This window comes from Bradyrhizobium sp., assembly GCF_050014615.1.
Taxonomy (GTDB): domain Bacteria; phylum Pseudomonadota; class Alphaproteobacteria; order Rhizobiales; family Xanthobacteraceae; genus Bradyrhizobium.
Window position 1 is genome coordinate 26,387 of the sequence record NZ_JBEKCZ010000015.1, and the last position, 16,336, is coordinate 42,722.

12 protein-coding genes are annotated in these 16,336 nt (G+C 62.6%); 6 read left to right on the forward strand and 6 right to left on the reverse strand.

All coding sequences use genetic code 11. The features are described 5' to 3' along the window. Positions 1 to 164 precede the first annotated feature (164 nt). Positions 165 to 737: a helix-turn-helix domain-containing protein gene (locus ABR948_RS04275; RefSeq protein WP_428114195.1), complete on the forward strand. Its 573-nt coding sequence runs from the start codon at positions 165 to 167 to the stop codon at positions 735 to 737. A 53-nt stretch (positions 738 to 790) separates the two neighbouring features. Here ABR948_RS04275 and ABR948_RS04280 read toward each other — a convergent pair whose 3' ends face one another. From ABR948_RS04280 to ABR948_RS04295, 4 genes are all read right to left on the reverse strand, one after another. Next, the gene (locus tag ABR948_RS04280; RefSeq protein ID WP_428114196.1) at positions 791 to 2,791 is read right to left on the reverse strand and encodes a DEAD/DEAH box helicase; all 2,001 of its coding nucleotides are present in this window, start codon (positions 2,789 to 2,791) and stop codon (positions 791 to 793) included. A 355-nt stretch (positions 2,792 to 3,146) separates the two neighbouring features. Beyond that, complete coding sequence (locus ABR948_RS04285) at positions 3,147 to 5,246, reverse strand: methyl-accepting chemotaxis protein (RefSeq protein ID WP_428114197.1); 2,100 nt, start codon at positions 5,244 to 5,246, stop codon at positions 3,147 to 3,149. Positions 5,247 to 5,441: 195 nt separating this feature from the next. Continuing rightward, positions 5,442 to 6,005, reverse strand: coding sequence for a response regulator transcription factor (locus ABR948_RS04290; protein WP_428114198.1), 564 nt, complete (start codon positions 6,003 to 6,005; stop codon positions 5,442 to 5,444). Then, entirely contained in the window at positions 6,002 to 6,904 is a 903-nt protein-coding gene (locus ABR948_RS04295) for a S1C family serine protease (RefSeq protein ID WP_428114199.1), read from the reverse strand. Before ABR948_RS04295 ends, ABR948_RS04290 begins: the two co-directional genes overlap by 4 nt. 370 nt (positions 6,905 to 7,274) lie before the next feature. Here ABR948_RS04295 and ABR948_RS04300 point away from each other — a divergent pair, with 370 nt between their 5' ends. Together ABR948_RS04300 and ABR948_RS04305 are read left to right on the forward strand one after the other, a co-directional pair. Continuing rightward, the gene (locus ABR948_RS04300) at positions 7,275 to 8,039 is read left to right on the forward strand and encodes an HD domain-containing protein (protein WP_428114200.1); all 765 of its coding nucleotides are present in this window, start codon (positions 7,275 to 7,277) and stop codon (positions 8,037 to 8,039) included. 76 nt (positions 8,040 to 8,115) lie between these two features. Next, complete coding sequence (locus ABR948_RS04305; protein ID WP_428114201.1) at positions 8,116 to 8,511, forward strand: nuclear transport factor 2 family protein; 396 nt, start codon at positions 8,116 to 8,118, stop codon at positions 8,509 to 8,511. Between the two features lie 119 nt (positions 8,512 to 8,630). Here the strand turns inward: ABR948_RS04305 and ABR948_RS04310 are convergent, their stop codons facing one another. After that, entirely contained in the window at positions 8,631 to 9,929 is a 1,299-nt protein-coding gene (locus ABR948_RS04310; protein WP_428114202.1) for an MFS transporter, read from the reverse strand. 47 nt (positions 9,930 to 9,976) lie between these two features. Further along, positions 9,977 to 11,209, reverse strand: a complete 1,233-nt coding sequence (phnA, locus tag ABR948_RS04315) for a phosphonoacetate hydrolase (protein ID WP_428114203.1) — start codon at positions 11,207 to 11,209, stop codon at positions 9,977 to 9,979. A 109-nt stretch (positions 11,210 to 11,318) separates the two neighbouring features. Between phnA and ABR948_RS04320 the strand changes: the two genes are divergently transcribed. The 3 genes from ABR948_RS04320 to ABR948_RS04330 all read left to right on the forward strand — a co-directional run bounded on the left by ABR948_RS04320 (position 11,319) and on the right by ABR948_RS04330 (position 15,953). Continuing rightward, on the forward strand, positions 11,319 to 12,305 hold the full coding sequence (locus ABR948_RS04320) for a LysR substrate-binding domain-containing protein (protein WP_428114204.1): 987 nt from the start codon (positions 11,319 to 11,321) through the stop codon (positions 12,303 to 12,305). Between the two features lie 314 nt (positions 12,306 to 12,619). Next, entirely contained in the window at positions 12,620 to 14,701 is a 2,082-nt protein-coding gene (locus ABR948_RS04325; protein WP_428114205.1) for a methyl-accepting chemotaxis protein, read from the forward strand. Positions 14,702 to 14,822: 121 nt separating this feature from the next. Further along, positions 14,823 to 15,953: an adenosine deaminase gene (locus ABR948_RS04330; protein WP_428114206.1), complete on the forward strand. Its 1,131-nt coding sequence runs from the start codon at positions 14,823 to 14,825 to the stop codon at positions 15,951 to 15,953. Positions 15,954 to 16,336 lie beyond the last annotated feature (383 nt).

A 16,336-nucleotide genomic window follows, 5' to 3' on the forward strand; every position in this document is an offset into this window, starting at 1 on the left:
TACAATATCCGCGTTATTGTCGAAAATTCCAGCAAAGCCGTGTTTTCTGATAGAGTGCTATGTGGGATAGCGGATGCCACGCCGCCGTTGCCCCCACTGGCGCGAGGCGCTGGTCTGATGCAGAACGTGGTGACGGACGCGAATGTCCGTGAAGGAGATTTGCTTTGCTGGATGTCAGCCGGACCGCAGGATTGGGCCTTAATCTCCGGCGCGTGCGCACGGAGAAAGGCCTGACGCTGGATCGTCTGGCCAGCCTGAGCGAACTGACGCGGGGATATATTTCCCTGGTCGAGCGCGGATTGAAGGTGCCGTCGATTGCGGCGCTGCTGCGCCTGGCCAAGGCGCTCGATGTCAGCGTGGCGTATCTGTTCGATCCGAACTCGGCGCAGGCGCCGCGCTACACGATCTATCGTCAGCGCGAACAGGGCGCCATTCAGACCAGGGACGGCACCTTCGGTCTGTCGGCGCTCGCCGCGGGCCGTACGCGCAAGATGATGGAGCCGTTTCTGCTGACCCCTCCCCACAAATCGGCACCGCGGGCCTCGCATGCCGGCGAGGAAATGCTGTTCGTGGTCAGCGGACGAATTGTCATCAAGCTCGACGGCGAAGATATCGTGATGGACAAGGGCGACTGTCTCTATTTTGCCGGCGAGACGCCGCATGAGGTTCGCAGCCTCGGACGGCAAAAGGCTGAAGTCCTTGTCGTCGTTGCGCTGGCGTCGTCGGACACTGCCTAGGCACTATTCGCAGGAGGCGATCGAACCCGCGCCTGTTTCCGTTCCGGCGCCCATCAGCCACGGCGATGCTTTTTTGCCTTCTTCCCGAATGCGGGCTTCGAATGGGGCGCGCTGGCCGGCGGCGATGCTCCGGCGTGGGCCGGCTTGTCCCAGGATTTCTTGTTCGCGAAACCCGGCTTCTTGTCGAAACCGGGTTCCTTGCCAAATCTCGGGGTGTTTTCGCCGTTAGGCTTGCCGTAGTGCTTCGGCTTCCTCTCATCCCGCGATGCATCGTTCTGGCGAACGCCGCGGTCGGCCTCGCTGGCCTGGTGCCGCGGCGCGTGCACCCGCTTCCCCTGATCCGCCTGACCCGTTGGCGCTTCGGTCAGCGGCTCGATCCGGATGTTGTCTTCCTTGTCGGGACGCTTGATCATGGCCGCGAAGGATTCGGCGGCCCGCCCGGAAATCTCGAACTCGGTGGTGGTGTCCATGATGCGGATGGCACCGATGTCGTGCTTGTCGATGCCGCCGCGGCGGCAAATCATCGGCAGCAGCCAGCGTGCTTCGGCGTTCTTGCGCCGTCCAATGGCGGCGCGAAACCATACGCTGCCCTCCGCCATGGCGTGACGCGGTGATGATTTCGACGATGGCTTTGGCGATGGTTTTCCCGCTTTCGATCGCGGTCCGTCGGCATGATCGTCGCCGCGCGGCGTTCGGCTGTTCTTCTCCCGGCCGCGATCGTCGCGCGAGCGGCCTGCGCCCTGGCCGGGATCGAGAATGTCTTCGGGCGAAGGCAGCCGCGACCGATAGAGCCGTACTAGCGCCGCGGCGATATCCTCGGGCGAGCGCTGCGCGAGTAAGGCCTGCGCCAGCACCAGATCGTCGCTGGTCGTCTCCTCCGCGAACAGCGCATCCTGCAACATCCGCTCCTGATCGAGCTTGCGGATCTCGTCCGCGGTGGGAGCCGTGCCCCAGACCGCCTCGATGCCGGCCAGATTCAAAAGCAATTCCGCGCGCCGCTTGCGCGCCGACGCCACCAGCAGCACGCTGACCCCCTTGCGGCCGGCACGGCCGGTGCGGCCGGAGCGATGCTGCATGACCTCTGCGTCATTCGGCAGATCGGCGTGAATGACCAGATCAAGATTCGGCAGATCGATACCGCGCGCCGCGACGTCGGTGGCGACGCAGACCCGGGCACGTCCATCGCGCAACGCCTGCAGCGCCTGGGTTCGCTCGCCTTGCGTCAGTTCTCCCGATAGAGCGACCACCGAAAAGCCGCGCTCCAGCAGCGTCGCCTGCAAATGCCGCACCGCCTGCCGGGTATTGCAAAACACCAGCGCGCCCGGCGACTCGAAGAAGCGCAACAGATTGACGACCGCGTGCTCGACATCGCCGGCGGCGATCCGGATGGCGCGGTACTCGATATCGGCATGGCCGCCTTCGTCGCCCGCGACCTCGACGCGAAACGCCTGCTGCTGATACTGCTTGGCCAAAGCGACGATGCCACGCGGCAAGGTCGCCGAGAACAATAGCGTGCGGCGGCTGTCCGGCGTGGTCTTGAGGATGAATTCCATATCCTCGCGAAAACCCAGATCGAGCATTTCGTCGGCCTCGTCGAGCACGACCGCTTTCAATTCCGAGACATCGAGGCGCCCGCGCCGCAGATGATCGCACAGCCGCCCCGGCGTGCCGACCACGATGTGAGCGCCCGCGGCGAGCTCGCGCTGTTCGGCGCGCGGGTCCATGCCGCCGACGCAGGACACCACGCGCGCACCGGCATATTGATAGAGCCATGCCAGTTCGCGCTGCACCTGCAAGGCCAGTTCGCGGGTCGGCGCCACGATCAGCGCCAGCGGCGCGGCCGCCCGCTCGAAGCGTTCGCGAGAACCCAGAAGGTCTTTCGCAATCGCCAAGCCATAGGCGACCGTCTTGCCCGAGCCGGTTTGCGCCGAAACCAGCAGGTCGCGATCAACCGCGGTATCCGCCAGCACGGCGGTCTGGACCGGCGTCGGCTGATCGTAATTGCGCTCCGCCAGGGCTCGGACGAGCGGCGCGGGTGTGGTCAAAAATGTCACGGGATGGCCGACCTTGGTTGGTGTTGACCGGGGAATATCGAACAGGGCCTCGAACCCCCCGGGGGGCCGAAGCGGCGTGCCCGGCAGATGCACTGCGCATGGCCCGACGGATCTGAGTGAGATGGCTGTCTTTAGGCCAAGAAACGCCAAAGCGCCATGGCTGTGGCTGGGTCCGGGAGCGGCCAACCTGCGCGAAGACCGTCGCTTCTGAATGAACGTCAGGGGCAGCGCCCTTCAGAATAGCATTACGAGCTCATATGCTGCTGATATTACGGTATAATTCGATGGAACCGGCTTGGCGCGCAACGCGACTTCAGGTCGCGTCAAAGCTGCGCCTGGCCTGATTTTGCCGCGTTCAGGCCGCGCGGATGTTGCCGACGAAGCGATCGACGTCGTCGCGCAGGGCTTCCGACAGCCGGGCGAGGCCCTTCGCCGAAGAGAGCACCTCGCCGGCGGCCACGCCGGTTTCGCCGGCGGCCTGGCTGACGCTCGCGATGTGCCCCGAGACTTGCGTGGTCCCGTTCGAGGCCTGCTGCACATTGCGCGCGATCTCCTGGGTCGCGGCCCCCTGCTCTTCCACGGCCGCGGCGATCGCGGCGGCGATCTGATTGACGCGGTTGATGGTTCCTCCGATCGCCTGGATCGCCTGCACCGAAGCGCCGGTGGCGCCCTGGATCGCCGCCACCTGCGCGGTGATCTCCTCGGTCGCCTTCGCGGTCTGGGTGGCGAGGCTCTTGACCTCCGATGCCACCACCGCGAAGCCCTTGCCCGCTTCGCCGGCGCGCGCGGCCTCGATCGTCGCATTGAGCGCCAGCAAATTGGTCTGCTCGGCGATGCCGCTGATCAGCTTGACCACGTCGCCGATCCGCTGCGCCGCATCGGCCAGCGCCTGAACCTCGGCATTGGTTCGATCCGCCTGGGCGACCGCCTCGCCCGCGATGTTGGTCGACTCGGCGACCTGCCGGCTGATCTCGTTGATCGATGCCGACAGTTGCTCGGTGGCCGCCGCGACGGTCTGGACGTTGGTCGAAGCCTCCTCCGAGACCGCCGCCACCGTGGCGGATTTGCTGCTGGTCTGTTCGGCCGTGACCGACATCGAATGCGCCGTGGTCTGCAGTTCGGTGGACGCCGCGGCCAGGGTGCGAAGCGACTCTTTGACCGACTGGTCGAAGCCGGTGATGAAGCCCTCGATCGCGACCTGGCGCCGTTCCTTGTGGCCCTGCTCGGTCTTCTGCTCGGCGGAAAGCCGATCGGCCTCGATCATGTTCTGCTTGAACACCTCGACGGCGCGCGACATGTCGCCGATTTCGTCGGCGCGATCGGTGCCTACCAGCTCGGTGGTCAAATCGTGTTCGGCCAACCGGCGCATCGCCCCGGTGAGCCGCCGGATCGGCGAACTGACACGCCGGTGAACGATCACGAAGCCTATGATCGTCACCGCCAGAGCGACCAGCATCATGGCGCCGTTCAGCGCCAGGCTTCGCGTGGCGCCACTCATCTGACGGCCGGCGCGGGCCACCATCTCCGCCAAAGCGGCGTTGGCGACGTCGACGCTGGGGGTGAGCGAAGCCGTGCTGATCTTCTGCAGCTCAGAAACCGGAAGCTCCGTTTTCTGTCCGTTGCTCATGGCCTTGACGATCTCGCGCTGACGATCGACGATCGCGACGGCGGCGGGCTCCTTTGAGCGGGCGACGACGTCGACGATGGCCTTCGGCGCGTCGGCGCGCGCGACCGCCTCCATGATCTGACTCCAGGCCAGCGCGGCTCGCCCCCGGTCCTCCGCGGCCGCGACGATATCGGCCGGGCTGAAGGGTTGACCGGCAGCGGCGTTGTTCTCAATCCGAACCGCTACCAGACCGCCGAAACTGCGCGCCGCCCATGCGGCTTGCTTGACCAGCAGCAACTGATCGACCACCGGATCGACCAGCTTGAGCGATGCTTCCAGCGCGCCGGTCAGCCCAAGGATGGCGTCCAGATAGGCCTGGGCCGCCTTCGAATAATCCGGTGCGACACTGGCGTCGCGCTCCGGCTTCGGCCGATGCGTGGCGGTGTCCGCTTTGGTGCGCAGCGGCGCCAGGGTTTCATGAGCCGCCGTCAGGCGGGCGAGCAGCGGCGCCAAGGTGACATCCGCGGTTCCCGCGAGCCGTTCGATCACGGCCCGATACCCGGTTTCGGAAATCTCGCGGTTGGTGGCGACCCTGGTGTCGACCCCGCCGTCCGCGGGCGCCTCAGAGATCAGAGCCGGGATGGTGGTACCCCGCTCCAGACGGAATCCCATCAGCGTCGCGAACAGCTGCTGGTCGGTGCCGGCCAGCGACGCCACGCGCTGCGCCGCCTCGTTGCGCTCCATCGCGGCGACCAGTTCCATCGCGCAGAGCGCAACCAGCAGCAATCCGAGCACACCAATGATCTGTCCGAGCACGACTCGGATCGACATTCCGGCAAACAATTTCATTGCAATATCCCGGCCCCAATAACGGATCATCGTCGCGCATTAATCTTAATGTTCGGTATCGATCCGATGGAGGGAAGCCTCTGATTCAGGGAAGCAATGGAGCCCGCATCGAACTCTCAAGTTATTGAAATTGCCTTTGGTTATTGCTGTTGGTGGTTCGAAACGGGCAGCACTCCCGGGAGTCAAATCCTGGGGTTACAACGTGATCGTCTCATAGCGACGTCGTTCGGAGGCTTTCGCCACAGCTTCAGTCCTTGTGCGCGCGCCCAATTTTCGGAACAAGGATTCAACATGGAATTTCACGGTATGCAGCGAGATGTTCAATCGGCGCGCGATAGCCTTGTTGGTCATGCCTTCCGCCAGCGTCGCAAGCACTTCGAGTTCGCGCGGCGTTAGAAGCGCGTGACCGTCGGTCTCGCGCATCGCGCCAAAGCCGGCATCGATTGCGCCGGGCCAGCGGACGATCAAGCCGGCGGAAACCGCGCGTATGGCGGCATCGATCTGGCTCGCGCCTGCATGGCGCGACAGCACGCCGGGTGAATCATAATCGGCGCCTCCGAGCGTGACGACCGGGCGAGTTTCGCCCGGCAGGCCATCGCCGTCGGTCAGGACCACGTCGGCAGCATCCCGCACGCCGACGACAATGTGCCCGGCCTCGGCAACCACTCGGCTCAAGGCGGTATGGCGTAACCGGTCTGGCGCGTAGACGGCTACGCGCAGCCGCCCCATTGGCGCCAGTTTGCCTGCCGCCTCACTCATGCGGCGCGCCGTTCTGCAATCGTGGTCTGCACCGTGATCACCGTGCCGCTCCTGATGAGGCGAAGATCGGCCTTTCGCCCAATGCTGTCGGAACCGAAATACCTGGCGATTCTTCGGAAGCGATGCGTCGATGTCCCGTCCACACTCAGGATGATGTCGCCCGCCACAATTCCGGCTTGCGCCGCAGGACCGTCGTCAACGACCGACATGACCATCAAGCCGCTGGACTGGTCGGCAGCCTCGCGCAGCGCATCGGGCACCGCGACGGCTTGCAAAGCGACACCAAGCCACCCGCGCGCGATGCGGCCGTCTCTGAGCAGCAGCGGCACGATGCGTTCGATGGTTGCGGTCGGAATGGCAATGACCTGGCCGCGTGGCCCGAAGGTCGACATGCCGAGACAAGCGCCGGCGGCGTCGAAAACGGGTCCGCCCTCCTCGCGGCGGGCAAGGCTGACATCGAGCACGATGCGCCGGTCAATGAGGCCACCGCGGCTGCTGTGCCACTCGGCGCCGGCGAGATTGACGAGCCCAAGCCGCGCGCTGGCGCCACCGGTTCCGTCTGCGCCGATCGCAACGGCAATCGCGCCGGTACGCGCCTCGCCCGTGGCGATCGCCGGCGGCACAATCGGCTCTGCCAGCCGCAAGATCGCGACATTGGTGCTGGGATCGCGTCCGGCGATCCCGGCCGTCACGACCGAGCCCCCTGCCGTGATAAGTTCAAAATCATCATTTCGCGGCAGCGACTGCTCGGAGACGACGACAATGTCGGATTGCCACACCATGCCTGTCATGTGCCGCCCGTGTGCAAGGCGGATCGCGACGACAGCGTGTTTCGCAAGCTCCGCGCGCGCGGCCAGAGCGTCCGAGAACTGGGCTAGCAGGTCTGCTTGATCGATCATGGGCAACTCCTATCCGTTCAAGATAGGGACAAACTGGGCGATTGCTTACCTCCAGACTATCGGCCGGACGGCCGGGTTCGCCCTGGCCATTTGACCGGGCCTAAGCCCGACCGTCATTCGAATGCGGCGAAAATGGCCTGTGACATGCGACGTTGCCGTAACCTTTCGCACCGGAGCCCTTGAACGCAATTAAATTCCGCTTGCGTTCAAAACGCGTCCAAAAAATGCGCGCGCCGAGCCAATTCGCTTGAAAGCTGCCCGCCCGCCGGAGGATTCTGATAGAATGCATTTACTGCGACGCCGCTTCGATTCGGCCGGCCCGAAGATTCCGTGGCACGTTGGCCGATCGCCGCACAGCGAGGAGCTCGAGATGAGTGATCACGCGCCAGCCATGACGCTGTCCGAACGCGCCGATGCGCTCGAAGAGCACATGATGCACGAGCTCGAGCGCGTCGTCATCAAGTCGGCGCTGTTCAACCTGGCCGACGGCAAGATGGAAGACGACGTCGCCGCGGTGCTGGCGCGCAATCCCGGCAAATACCTGATCATGAAGGACGACCCGCGGCTTCCCGAAATGCCGGCCAAGCCCACTCTGATCGACTATTTCAGATCCCGGTTCGCCTCGACCTCGCATTTGCTGCAGAGCGCCGCGCACGCCAAGAAGGCCGGCCACGGCGAGAAGGTCATCATGGCCTGCCTGCTGCACGACATCGCGGTCTCGGGGTTCATCCGATGCGACCACGGCTACTGGGGCGCCCAGATGATCGAGCCCTATGTCGACGAGGAGGTGAGCTGGGCCGTGCGCGCGCATCAGGCGCTGCGCTTTTTTCCGGATGAATCCGTCGGCTACCAATATCCGGAAGCCTATGTGAAATGGTTCGGTCCCGATTTTCAGCCGGAGCCCTATATCGTCGACGAGCACAAACGCGCGCTCGATCACAAATACTACATGACGGCACGGCTGATCACGCTCAACGACCTCTATTCATTCGATCCCAACGCCAAGGTCGACCTTGACGACTTCACGGACATCATCGGCCGTCATTTCAGGCAACCGAAAGAGGGGCTCGGCCTCGACAGCAGCCCCTCCGCGCATATGTGGCGCACCATGCTGTGGCCGACACGGTTCCTGTAGTTTTAGGAGCCGTAAATCTGGTTGGGGCCGCCGCTGCCCGGCCGGGTTTCGCCAGCCGCGCAGATGGGAGGGTGAGATGGATGATCGAACCGTGCGGGCGGCGCTGGAACGCCATTGGGATGCTTCGGACGCCAGCGACTTCAACGTCGAACATGAAATCTATCGCGAGGATGCCGTGCTCGATTATCCACAATCGGGCGAGCGGATCCGCGGCCGGCACAACATTCAGGAGAGCCGGTCCGTTCAGCCCAACAAGAAGCGCTTCACGGTGCGGCGAATTATCGGCGGCGGCGATCTCTGGGTCACTGAATTCGTGCTTACCTATGACGGCATACCGTCCTACGTGGTGAGCATCATGGAATTCCGCGAAGGGCTGGTGGCCAACGAAACGCAATATTTCGCCGATCGATTTGAGCCCGGACCCTCGCGTGCGCATCTTGTCGAGCGAGTATCCGAAATCAAGTCATCCTAGAGCGTGATGAGTTTAGGTTGAGGTGGCGAGACCACTTCTCCCTTGCCCCGCCCTGGCACCGGCAGTCCCGCGTCGGTCTGGGGTTTCGTCCGGACCCGACCACGCCGCCGGCCGAGAGCCTACCTTCTGATGATAAGTGCGGAGAATGCGCTTCCGACGCAAAGTACGGCGACGACTGGAAAGATGATCGACGTGTTACCGGTATGATCCATGAAACGTCCGATCAGGGGCTCTCCAAGACCTGCGCAGGCATATGAGATGAAGTTGAGGACACCGGTCGCGGTTCCTGACAGACGCCGGCCGAAAATATCCGGACAAAGGGCCCAGAATGACGATGCCGGACCAAATACAAAAAATCCGCAAAGGAAAAGTCCGACGATGCCGAGCAAGCTGCCATGCGGAACGAAGCCCATCGCTATCGCGATGATTGCGGCCAAAACCATGTAGGCAATGATCGCAAGATATCGTCGCGACCGAAACACGATATCGGAAATCCAACTGTTCGTTGAGGCGCCGAGCGCCATTCCGATCGGCAGCGCCACCGTGATCCAGGTCGGATCGATAATGGACGATCCGGCCTTCCAGTCCGGCCCCAGAAAATGCACGGGGACCCAAACCAGCAAGGCGTATCGTGCCGCGTTCTGGAATCCGATCGACAGACCGGTGGCATAGAGCCGCCAATTTGACAGAACCGCGCGATAGCGTGATGCGCTGGTGTCGGCGCCGATGGGGCCGGAATCGGCTTGATCCGGTGATTTTTCGTCGGTGGGCCCGACCAGTCCGAGGTCCTCCGGCCGTTCACGAACCGTCAGAAACATCACAACCGCACCGAACAGCATGAAGAAGACCGACAGGCGGAATATCCAGCGCCAGTCGAGGCCCAGAGCGCCCAGAATGATGATGGGAAGGAAATACGCCAGCACCGATGAAAAGCCGGACATGCCGACATAAAACGAATAGACGAAGCCGCGGTGCTTATGCCCCCACCAATTTGAAAGCAGCCTGCTGCCCGGCGCAAATCCCATCGCCTGGAAATAGCCGTTCGAACCCCATGCCAGCAGCAACCATACGAAATCGGTTGCAAAGCTGGTCATCCAGTTCGCCGCAAACGAAAGAACGGCGCCGGCGAGCATCATGACACGCCCGCCCCATTTGTCGCCAAGATTGCCGTTGATCGACTGGCCCAGCGCATAGGCCCACAGCATCGAGGCGCTGACCCAGCCCAGCATTTCCTTGGACAGCCCCAGCTCTTTCTGAATGCCGGGGATCGCAAACCCGAATGTCTGTCGTCCCGTGTAGTAGAAAAGATAGCAGAAGGAGACGCCCAGCAACGCGATCCATTTGTAGCGCGTATAAATGGCGTCGACATCCGGCGCGGCGGCAAATGGCCGTGCGATACCCTGCCCTGTATCAAGCATGACCGATCTCCCTTGATGGTATTTTTTATGATTTTAGTATGACGTTCTTACTGCGCGCCATTCAGGGCGAAGTCGAAAATATCGAAGTTGCGCACCCGTCTGGTCTCGGAAATTTCCCGATAGGCCGCGCTCACCGGATGCGAAACAATAAAGGGCACGATCTGCTCACTCAGTCCTCCATGAGACCGAAGACGATGACCATGGAGGCCCGTCAGATCATGCTCGGCCCGGCTTGAGCCGATCACGGTATGGGTATCCCCGATCGCAACAAAATCCCCCTCGCGATCGAGCGGCATCTGATAACGGCCAGCAGCGCTCTTGCCGTCAAGAACCAGTGCTATTCCAGGGATCGCAGCGGCGACTTCCATGACTTCCGCCAGCTCCAATTCCCGGCGCAGGTAAACCCGCACAAACGATCCGAGAGCACCGTGATGCTTCACGAACGGATCGGTAATCGGGCAAATGACGCGGACCGAATCCGGCCCGAAATGTCGATTGAGTTCCTCCTCGAGGAAAACCACGCGCGGTGATCCATCTTCATTGGTCTTGTCGTTCATGCCGTGGTCTGCGATCAACCCGACCACTGCGCCGAGTTCGGCAAGCCGGCCCACCTTCGTATCAACTGCGCCGTGGAATGCGTCGGCCTCCGCCTCGCCGGGACCATGGGCGTGCTGCACCAGATCGGATAACGAGAGATAAAGCAGCTCCGCACGATCCTGTTCGAGCAGCTTGATACCGGCATCGAGCACGAACAACGACAGATCGGGGCTATACATGTCGGGCGTCGACCGCCCGACGAGTTGTTCCACCTTCTCAATTCCGTTTTCCGCAAGCGTGGCACTGCCGGCCTTTTCCGACGAGAAGCAAATCCCGCCTTCCATCCGATGGCCCAGCATCTTGCGAAGCTTGTCCTTGGCGGTGACCGCCGCGACGCGCACACCGGCGCGCGACATCTCGGCCAGGATCGTCGTCGCGCGCATCGGACTGGCATCAACGATCATGATTTCCTTGCCGGTCGCCCGGTCGAGATAATAATTTCCGGAAATGCCATGAACCGCAGGCGGCGCACCCGTCACGATCGATACGTTGTTCGGATTGGTGAAGGTCGGCATCGCCGCGTCGGACAGTGTCGAGAAGCCGTCGCGCATCATCCGGGAGATATTCGGGAAGACTTTTTCCGCATTCCCGAAATTGAGATAGCGCGGATCACAGCCATCGAGGCAGACCACCACCGTGGGGCGCCGGGGCTTCGCATACGCTCGTCCGTTGACCTCGATCATGACAGGTCCCTCGTTTTGTTCGATTGCGTCTACCGGCTGACGAAGAACCTAAGGTGACGCTTGACGAATTAAAATTGACTTATTCGCCAATATTTGTGACTTTTATTCCATGAAGCTGCGCGATCTTCCGCTGGTGTCGCTCCGGACTTTTGCTGTCGTCGCCGATAGCGGCAGTGTTACCGCTGCGGCGCAAACGCTGGGCGTCACCCACAGCGCCGTCAGCAAGCAGGTCAAATTGCTCGAGCGCTGGCTCGGTCAGGCTCTCTTTATTCTCGAAGGACGCAGACTGGTCCTGACGCCGTTTGGCGACATACTCTCCCGCAAACTCGGCATCGCGCTCGAGGATATCGCAGGCGCCTGCGCCTATGTGCAGCGTCAGCGTGAGCGACGGACCATCACCGTGGAAGCACCGGCGACGTTCGCGATGTATTGGCTGCTGCCGCGGGTCAGTGTTTTTCGCGCATTGGAGCCGCAGACGGATGTCTGGGTTTCGACGCGAATGACGGGACAATCGCCGAATTTCGCAGGACATGATCTCGTCGTGATGCGCGGAGAAACGGCTCCGGCTACCACCCGGCTGAACGAGCGTGTCTTTCTGTTTCGCGAGGACATGACCGTGTTGAGCTCGCCCAGATTGCTGGCCGGTAAGCCGCTGGCGAACCCGGCCGATATCACGAGCCATCAACTGATCGAGTCGGTGACGCGTCCGCAGGACTGGCAGGCCTGGCTCAAGCTGGCCAACGTCAACCATGCCATCGTGGCCGGTGGGCACCGGTTCGACCATCTTTTTGTTGCGATACAGGCCGTTAGAGACGGCCTTGGATCATCGGTGGTGCCACGGAATTTATTTCAGATGGCGATCGCCAACCATGAACTCGCATGTCCATTTCCTCATTTGAATTTTCAAGGTGAGCCTTATTTTGCCTATTTCGCCGGCAGCAACATCGACCCCGCCATGAAAAGGTTCAAGGAGTGGCTGGTTCGGGAAGCCAGATCGCAAGATTCCGGATTGACTGGATCGGCAGCGGTCCTGGAACACAAGAAACACCGGCGCTCGACCACAGCCAAGCGCGAACCAGCAAAGCAGCGCCCCTGATCTGGTCGCAGATGTCCGCAATTTCCGTTTGCGCCAATCATGCGTGGCTGACATGCGCCACGCGCAGAGTGGATGATCCACGCGCAACGATCGGTATCATTTGTTAAGCAGTTTCTGGGAGATTCCGGCGTTTTCCTCGCGCGGAGATTCGCAATCCCACAGCCCGCTGATCCCGGCCATTTCGCTGACGCTCGCCGTTACCTGCGCGATCCCCGGGACCTTCCGGGTTGTCCAGCAGCGCTCGCGAAAGCCGCTGGCGCCGGAGCAGCACCGCCAGCGGCCATGGTCGCATTCTCTTTCCGAAAGCCACCGCAATGACCCTCCGCCGCTTTCTGTTCGGTTCCTATATCCTGCTGGCGCTCATCGCCTGCGGGCTCGGCGCAAGGTTGATCCTCGGCCAGGCCGAACGCCTGGCGGCGATCAGCGACACCGCGGCCCGGCTTGAGGCGCTTCGGGCATTGGCCGAGGTGCCACGCTATCTGTCCCCCGAACGAGGCTTCACGGCGCTGGTGCTGCAGACCGCCGCGGTCGGCGGCGGCACGATGCGGCCGAAGCTGGACCAGATGCGGGCGCCAACCGATGCGGCGATGGCGATGGCGCAGGTCAAGGTCGCGGAACTGGCGTCCCGGCTGGCCAATGGGCATGAGATCGCGACGCAGATGTCCGAGGCCGCGCGGCTGTTCGCCAGCGCGCGCGCCTTCGTCGACCAGAAGATGCAGCAACCGCCCGATCAGCGTGGCGATGCGGTGGACGCGTTTCTCGGTCAGGTCACCGCGCTCTACAACGTGATCGGCCCGATGATGCGCGAGCAGCAGCAGCAAATCCTGTCGAATGACGGGCCGACCTATCGCTATGTCGAACTGGCCAACAGCGTCCAGGCGCTGCGCGACAATGGCGGCCGTCAGACTCAGCTGTTGCAGAATATCGTCAGCGCCCATAAGCCTCCGACGGAAGATCAGCGTATCGGCATCCTGGTGATGCAGGGTCAGATCGACATGGTCTGGGCCGGTCTGCTGCCGTGGGAAGGCGCGGCGTCCACCCCTGCGGCGCTCGACCGGGCACTGCACACCGTCCACAGCATGTATATCGACGATTTCGGCGCCGAGCGGCGCATGCTGGCCGACCATTTCCCGAACGGCGACTTTCCCTATGACGGCAATGTCTTCTACGCAAAAACCCAACCCAACTGGGACATCGTGATCGCGCTTCGCAACGCCGCGTTCGAGGCAGGTGCGCAAACCATCGAAGCGGAGCGGGTTGATGCGCGCCGGCAACTGATCCTGGGCGTCGCCACGCTGCTCATCGTCGTCGCCGTGGTCGCGGTCGTGCTGGTTCTGATGATCAAGCGGATCACGGTACCGATCCAGCGCCTGACGTCCAGCATCGAGCGCACGGCCAACGGTGATCTCACTCCCGACAGGCAATATGACGCCTGGCGCGACGAGATCGGGGTACTGTCGCGCGCCATCGGCGTGTTGCAGCAACGATCCGGGGAAGCGCGAAAACTGGAGGCCGAGCAGACCGCCGAGCGGGCGACCCGTGAGACCCGCTCTGCGCATCTGGAAGCGCTGACGCGTGCGTTCGAGGCGAAAGCCAGCGGGCTGGTGGAAATGCTGGCTTCCGGCGCCACCGAATTGCAGGCGACCGCGCACTCGATGTCTACAACCGCGACCAATACCAATGAGCAGGCCAGCACCGTGGCGACCGCGGCCGCGCAGACCAGTGTCGGGATGCAGATCGTCGCCGCGGCGGCCGAGGAACTGAATGCATCGATCGGCGAGATCGCCCGACAGGTATCCCAGTCATCGAAAATCGCCAGCAGGGCGGTGGATGACGCAAGGCGCACCGACGCCATCGTGCGGGCGCTGGCGGACGGCGCGCAGAAGATCGGCCAGGTGGTAGAGTTGATCAGCTCGATCGCCAGCCAGACCAACCTGCTGGCGCTGAACGCCACGATCGAGGCCGCCCGCGCCGGTGATGCCGGCAGGGGCTTCGCGGTGGTCGCAAGCGAAGTGAAAGGCCTGGCGCAGCAGACCGCGAAGGCGACCCAGGACATCGGTTCGCTGATCGGTGAGATCCAGGGCGCGACGGCGGAGGCGGTGCAGGCCATCGAGGGGATCACCAGCACGATCGTCGAGGTCAATACGATCGCCACGGCCATCGCCCAGGCGGTGGAAGTGCAGGGCGGGGCGACCGCCGAAATCTCCCGCAACGTGCAGCAGACGGCCGCGAGCACCCAACACGTCACGGCCAATATTGCTGGGGTGAACGAGGCGGCATCGGCCACCGGCGCCGCGGCCAGTCAGGTGCTGGGCGCGTCCGGCGGCCTGTCGCGGCAGGCGGAACAACTCACCGCCGAAGTGAACAGCTTCGTCGCGGGCGTCCGCGCGGCCTGACGAGGCAGAGCGGACCATCCATACCACCGCCGACCCGCCGACCGACGATACGGACGCACCACTGTTCCGGCTTCCGGTCGAGCCGGACGCGCGCAATGGATTACGCGTCCGATGCCGCCTGATGGCAGACAATTGCCAGTCGATCGGCTGGCAGATTACGGTGATAACCGGCATGATGTACGGATTCGCAATTCGTCCTGCCGGGCAGCCGATCCCGGGAACCATACGCGGTGCAATGCTGATGATTGACACCCTGATCACGCGTTTGCCCAAATGCGAACTGCACATTCACATCGAGGGCAGCCTCGAGCCCGAGCTGATGTTTGCGCTGGCGCGTCGCAATGGCATTTCGCTGCCCTACGCGTCGGTTGAGGCGGTGCGCCAAGCCTATCAGTTTTCGAACCTGCAGGATTTCCTCGACATCTATTATCAAGGCATGTCCGTGCTGATCACGGAACAGGATTTTTATGATCTGGCCTGGAGCTACCTGGAGCGGGCGCGCGCGGATAATCTCGTGCACGTCGAAATGTTCTTCGACCCGCAGGGCCACACGGCCCGAGGCGTTGAATTCTCCACCGTGATCAATGGTCTGCATCGCGCGATCGTGGATGCCCGGCAAGCGCTGGGGGTTCGGGCCAGCCTGATCATGTGCTTTCTGCGCCATCTCGACGAGGCCGATGCGGAGAAGACGCTGGATGCCGCTCTGGCGTTCAAGGACCGGATTGTCGGCGTTGGCCTCGATTCATCGGAAGCAGGACATCCGCCAAGCAAATTCAAACGTGTATTCAACCGTGCCCGCAACGCAGGTTTCTTTCTGTCGGCCCATGCCGGCGAAGAAGGGCCGCCGAGCTACATCTGGGAAGCGCTCGACGTGCTCGGTGTCGCACGAATCGATCACGGTATTCGCGCGATGGAAGATCAGGTCCTGGTTGGCAGGCTGGCGCGGGAGAAAACGGCGTTGACGGTGTGTCCGCTTTCAAACCTGCGGCTGCGGGTGGTCGACGACATGGCAAAACATCCGCTGCGCCGGATGCTGGACAAGGGACTGATGGTGACGGTCAACTCCGACGATCCCGCGTATTTCGGCGGATATGTAAACCAGAACTACCGCGCGGTATCGGACGCATTGGGACTTGATCGCGATGAAATCGTCGCAATTGTTCGCAACGGAATCCAGGCTTCGCTGATGACACCATCCGAGAAGAACGAGGCATTTGCGGAGATCAATCGCGTCCTCGCCACGATCCCATGAGCCCTGCTCCATGGAGCCCTGCGGCAAGGGTTTAGGTGGCGCGCCCGAAGAGATTCGAACTCCTGACCCCAGCTTCATAGTCTGGACTGGACCATTGAAATCATTGAGGTCTGTTACTGCAAGAACGCCGCGGCTCGTCAAAATCCGCGTATTGCGACACAGCCTTGGGCCAACGGCCGAGAGAGAAAACCCGGCCCCGATAACCACAGGGGCTTGATATCAGATCGTGGTGGCCTAGCGTAACGGGCGCAGCTAAAAGCATGTATCGGCGTCACGTCAACGAACGTCGAAACCAGACCGGAATTGCGGGAGGACGACGATGAAGGAGCTCATCAGGCAATACCTCAACAACGGCATTTCACGACGCGATCTCATGCGCGGCC

Bases quoted from the DNA above. Each gene is read 5' to 3' on its own strand.
- ABR948_RS04285 (WP_428114197.1), bottom strand. From the start codon at position 5,246: ATGAAATTGTTTGCCGGAATGTCGATCCGAGTCGTGCTCGGACAGATC.
- ABR948_RS04290 (WP_428114198.1), bottom strand. From the start codon at position 6,005: ATGAGTGAGGCGGCAGGCAAACTGGCGCCAATGGGGCGGCTGCGCGTA.
- ABR948_RS04295 (WP_428114199.1), bottom strand. From the start codon at position 6,904: ATGATCGATCAAGCAGACCTGCTAGCCCAGTTCTCGGACGCTCTGGCC.
- ABR948_RS04300 (WP_428114200.1), top strand. From the start codon at position 7,275: ATGAGTGATCACGCGCCAGCCATGACGCTGTCCGAACGCGCCGATGCG.
- ABR948_RS04305 (WP_428114201.1), top strand. From the start codon at position 8,116: ATGGATGATCGAACCGTGCGGGCGGCGCTGGAACGCCATTGGGATGCT.
- ABR948_RS04310 (WP_428114202.1), bottom strand. From the start codon at position 9,929: ATGCTTGATACAGGGCAGGGTATCGCACGGCCATTTGCCGCCGCGCCG.
- phnA (WP_428114203.1), bottom strand. From the start codon at position 11,209: ATGATCGAGGTCAACGGACGAGCGTATGCGAAGCCCCGGCGCCCCACG.
- ABR948_RS04320 (WP_428114204.1), top strand. From the start codon at position 11,319: ATGAAGCTGCGCGATCTTCCGCTGGTGTCGCTCCGGACTTTTGCTGTC.
- ABR948_RS04325 (WP_428114205.1), top strand. From the start codon at position 12,620: ATGACCCTCCGCCGCTTTCTGTTCGGTTCCTATATCCTGCTGGCGCTC.
- ABR948_RS04330 (WP_428114206.1), top strand. From the start codon at position 14,823: ATGGCAGACAATTGCCAGTCGATCGGCTGGCAGATTACGGTGATAACC.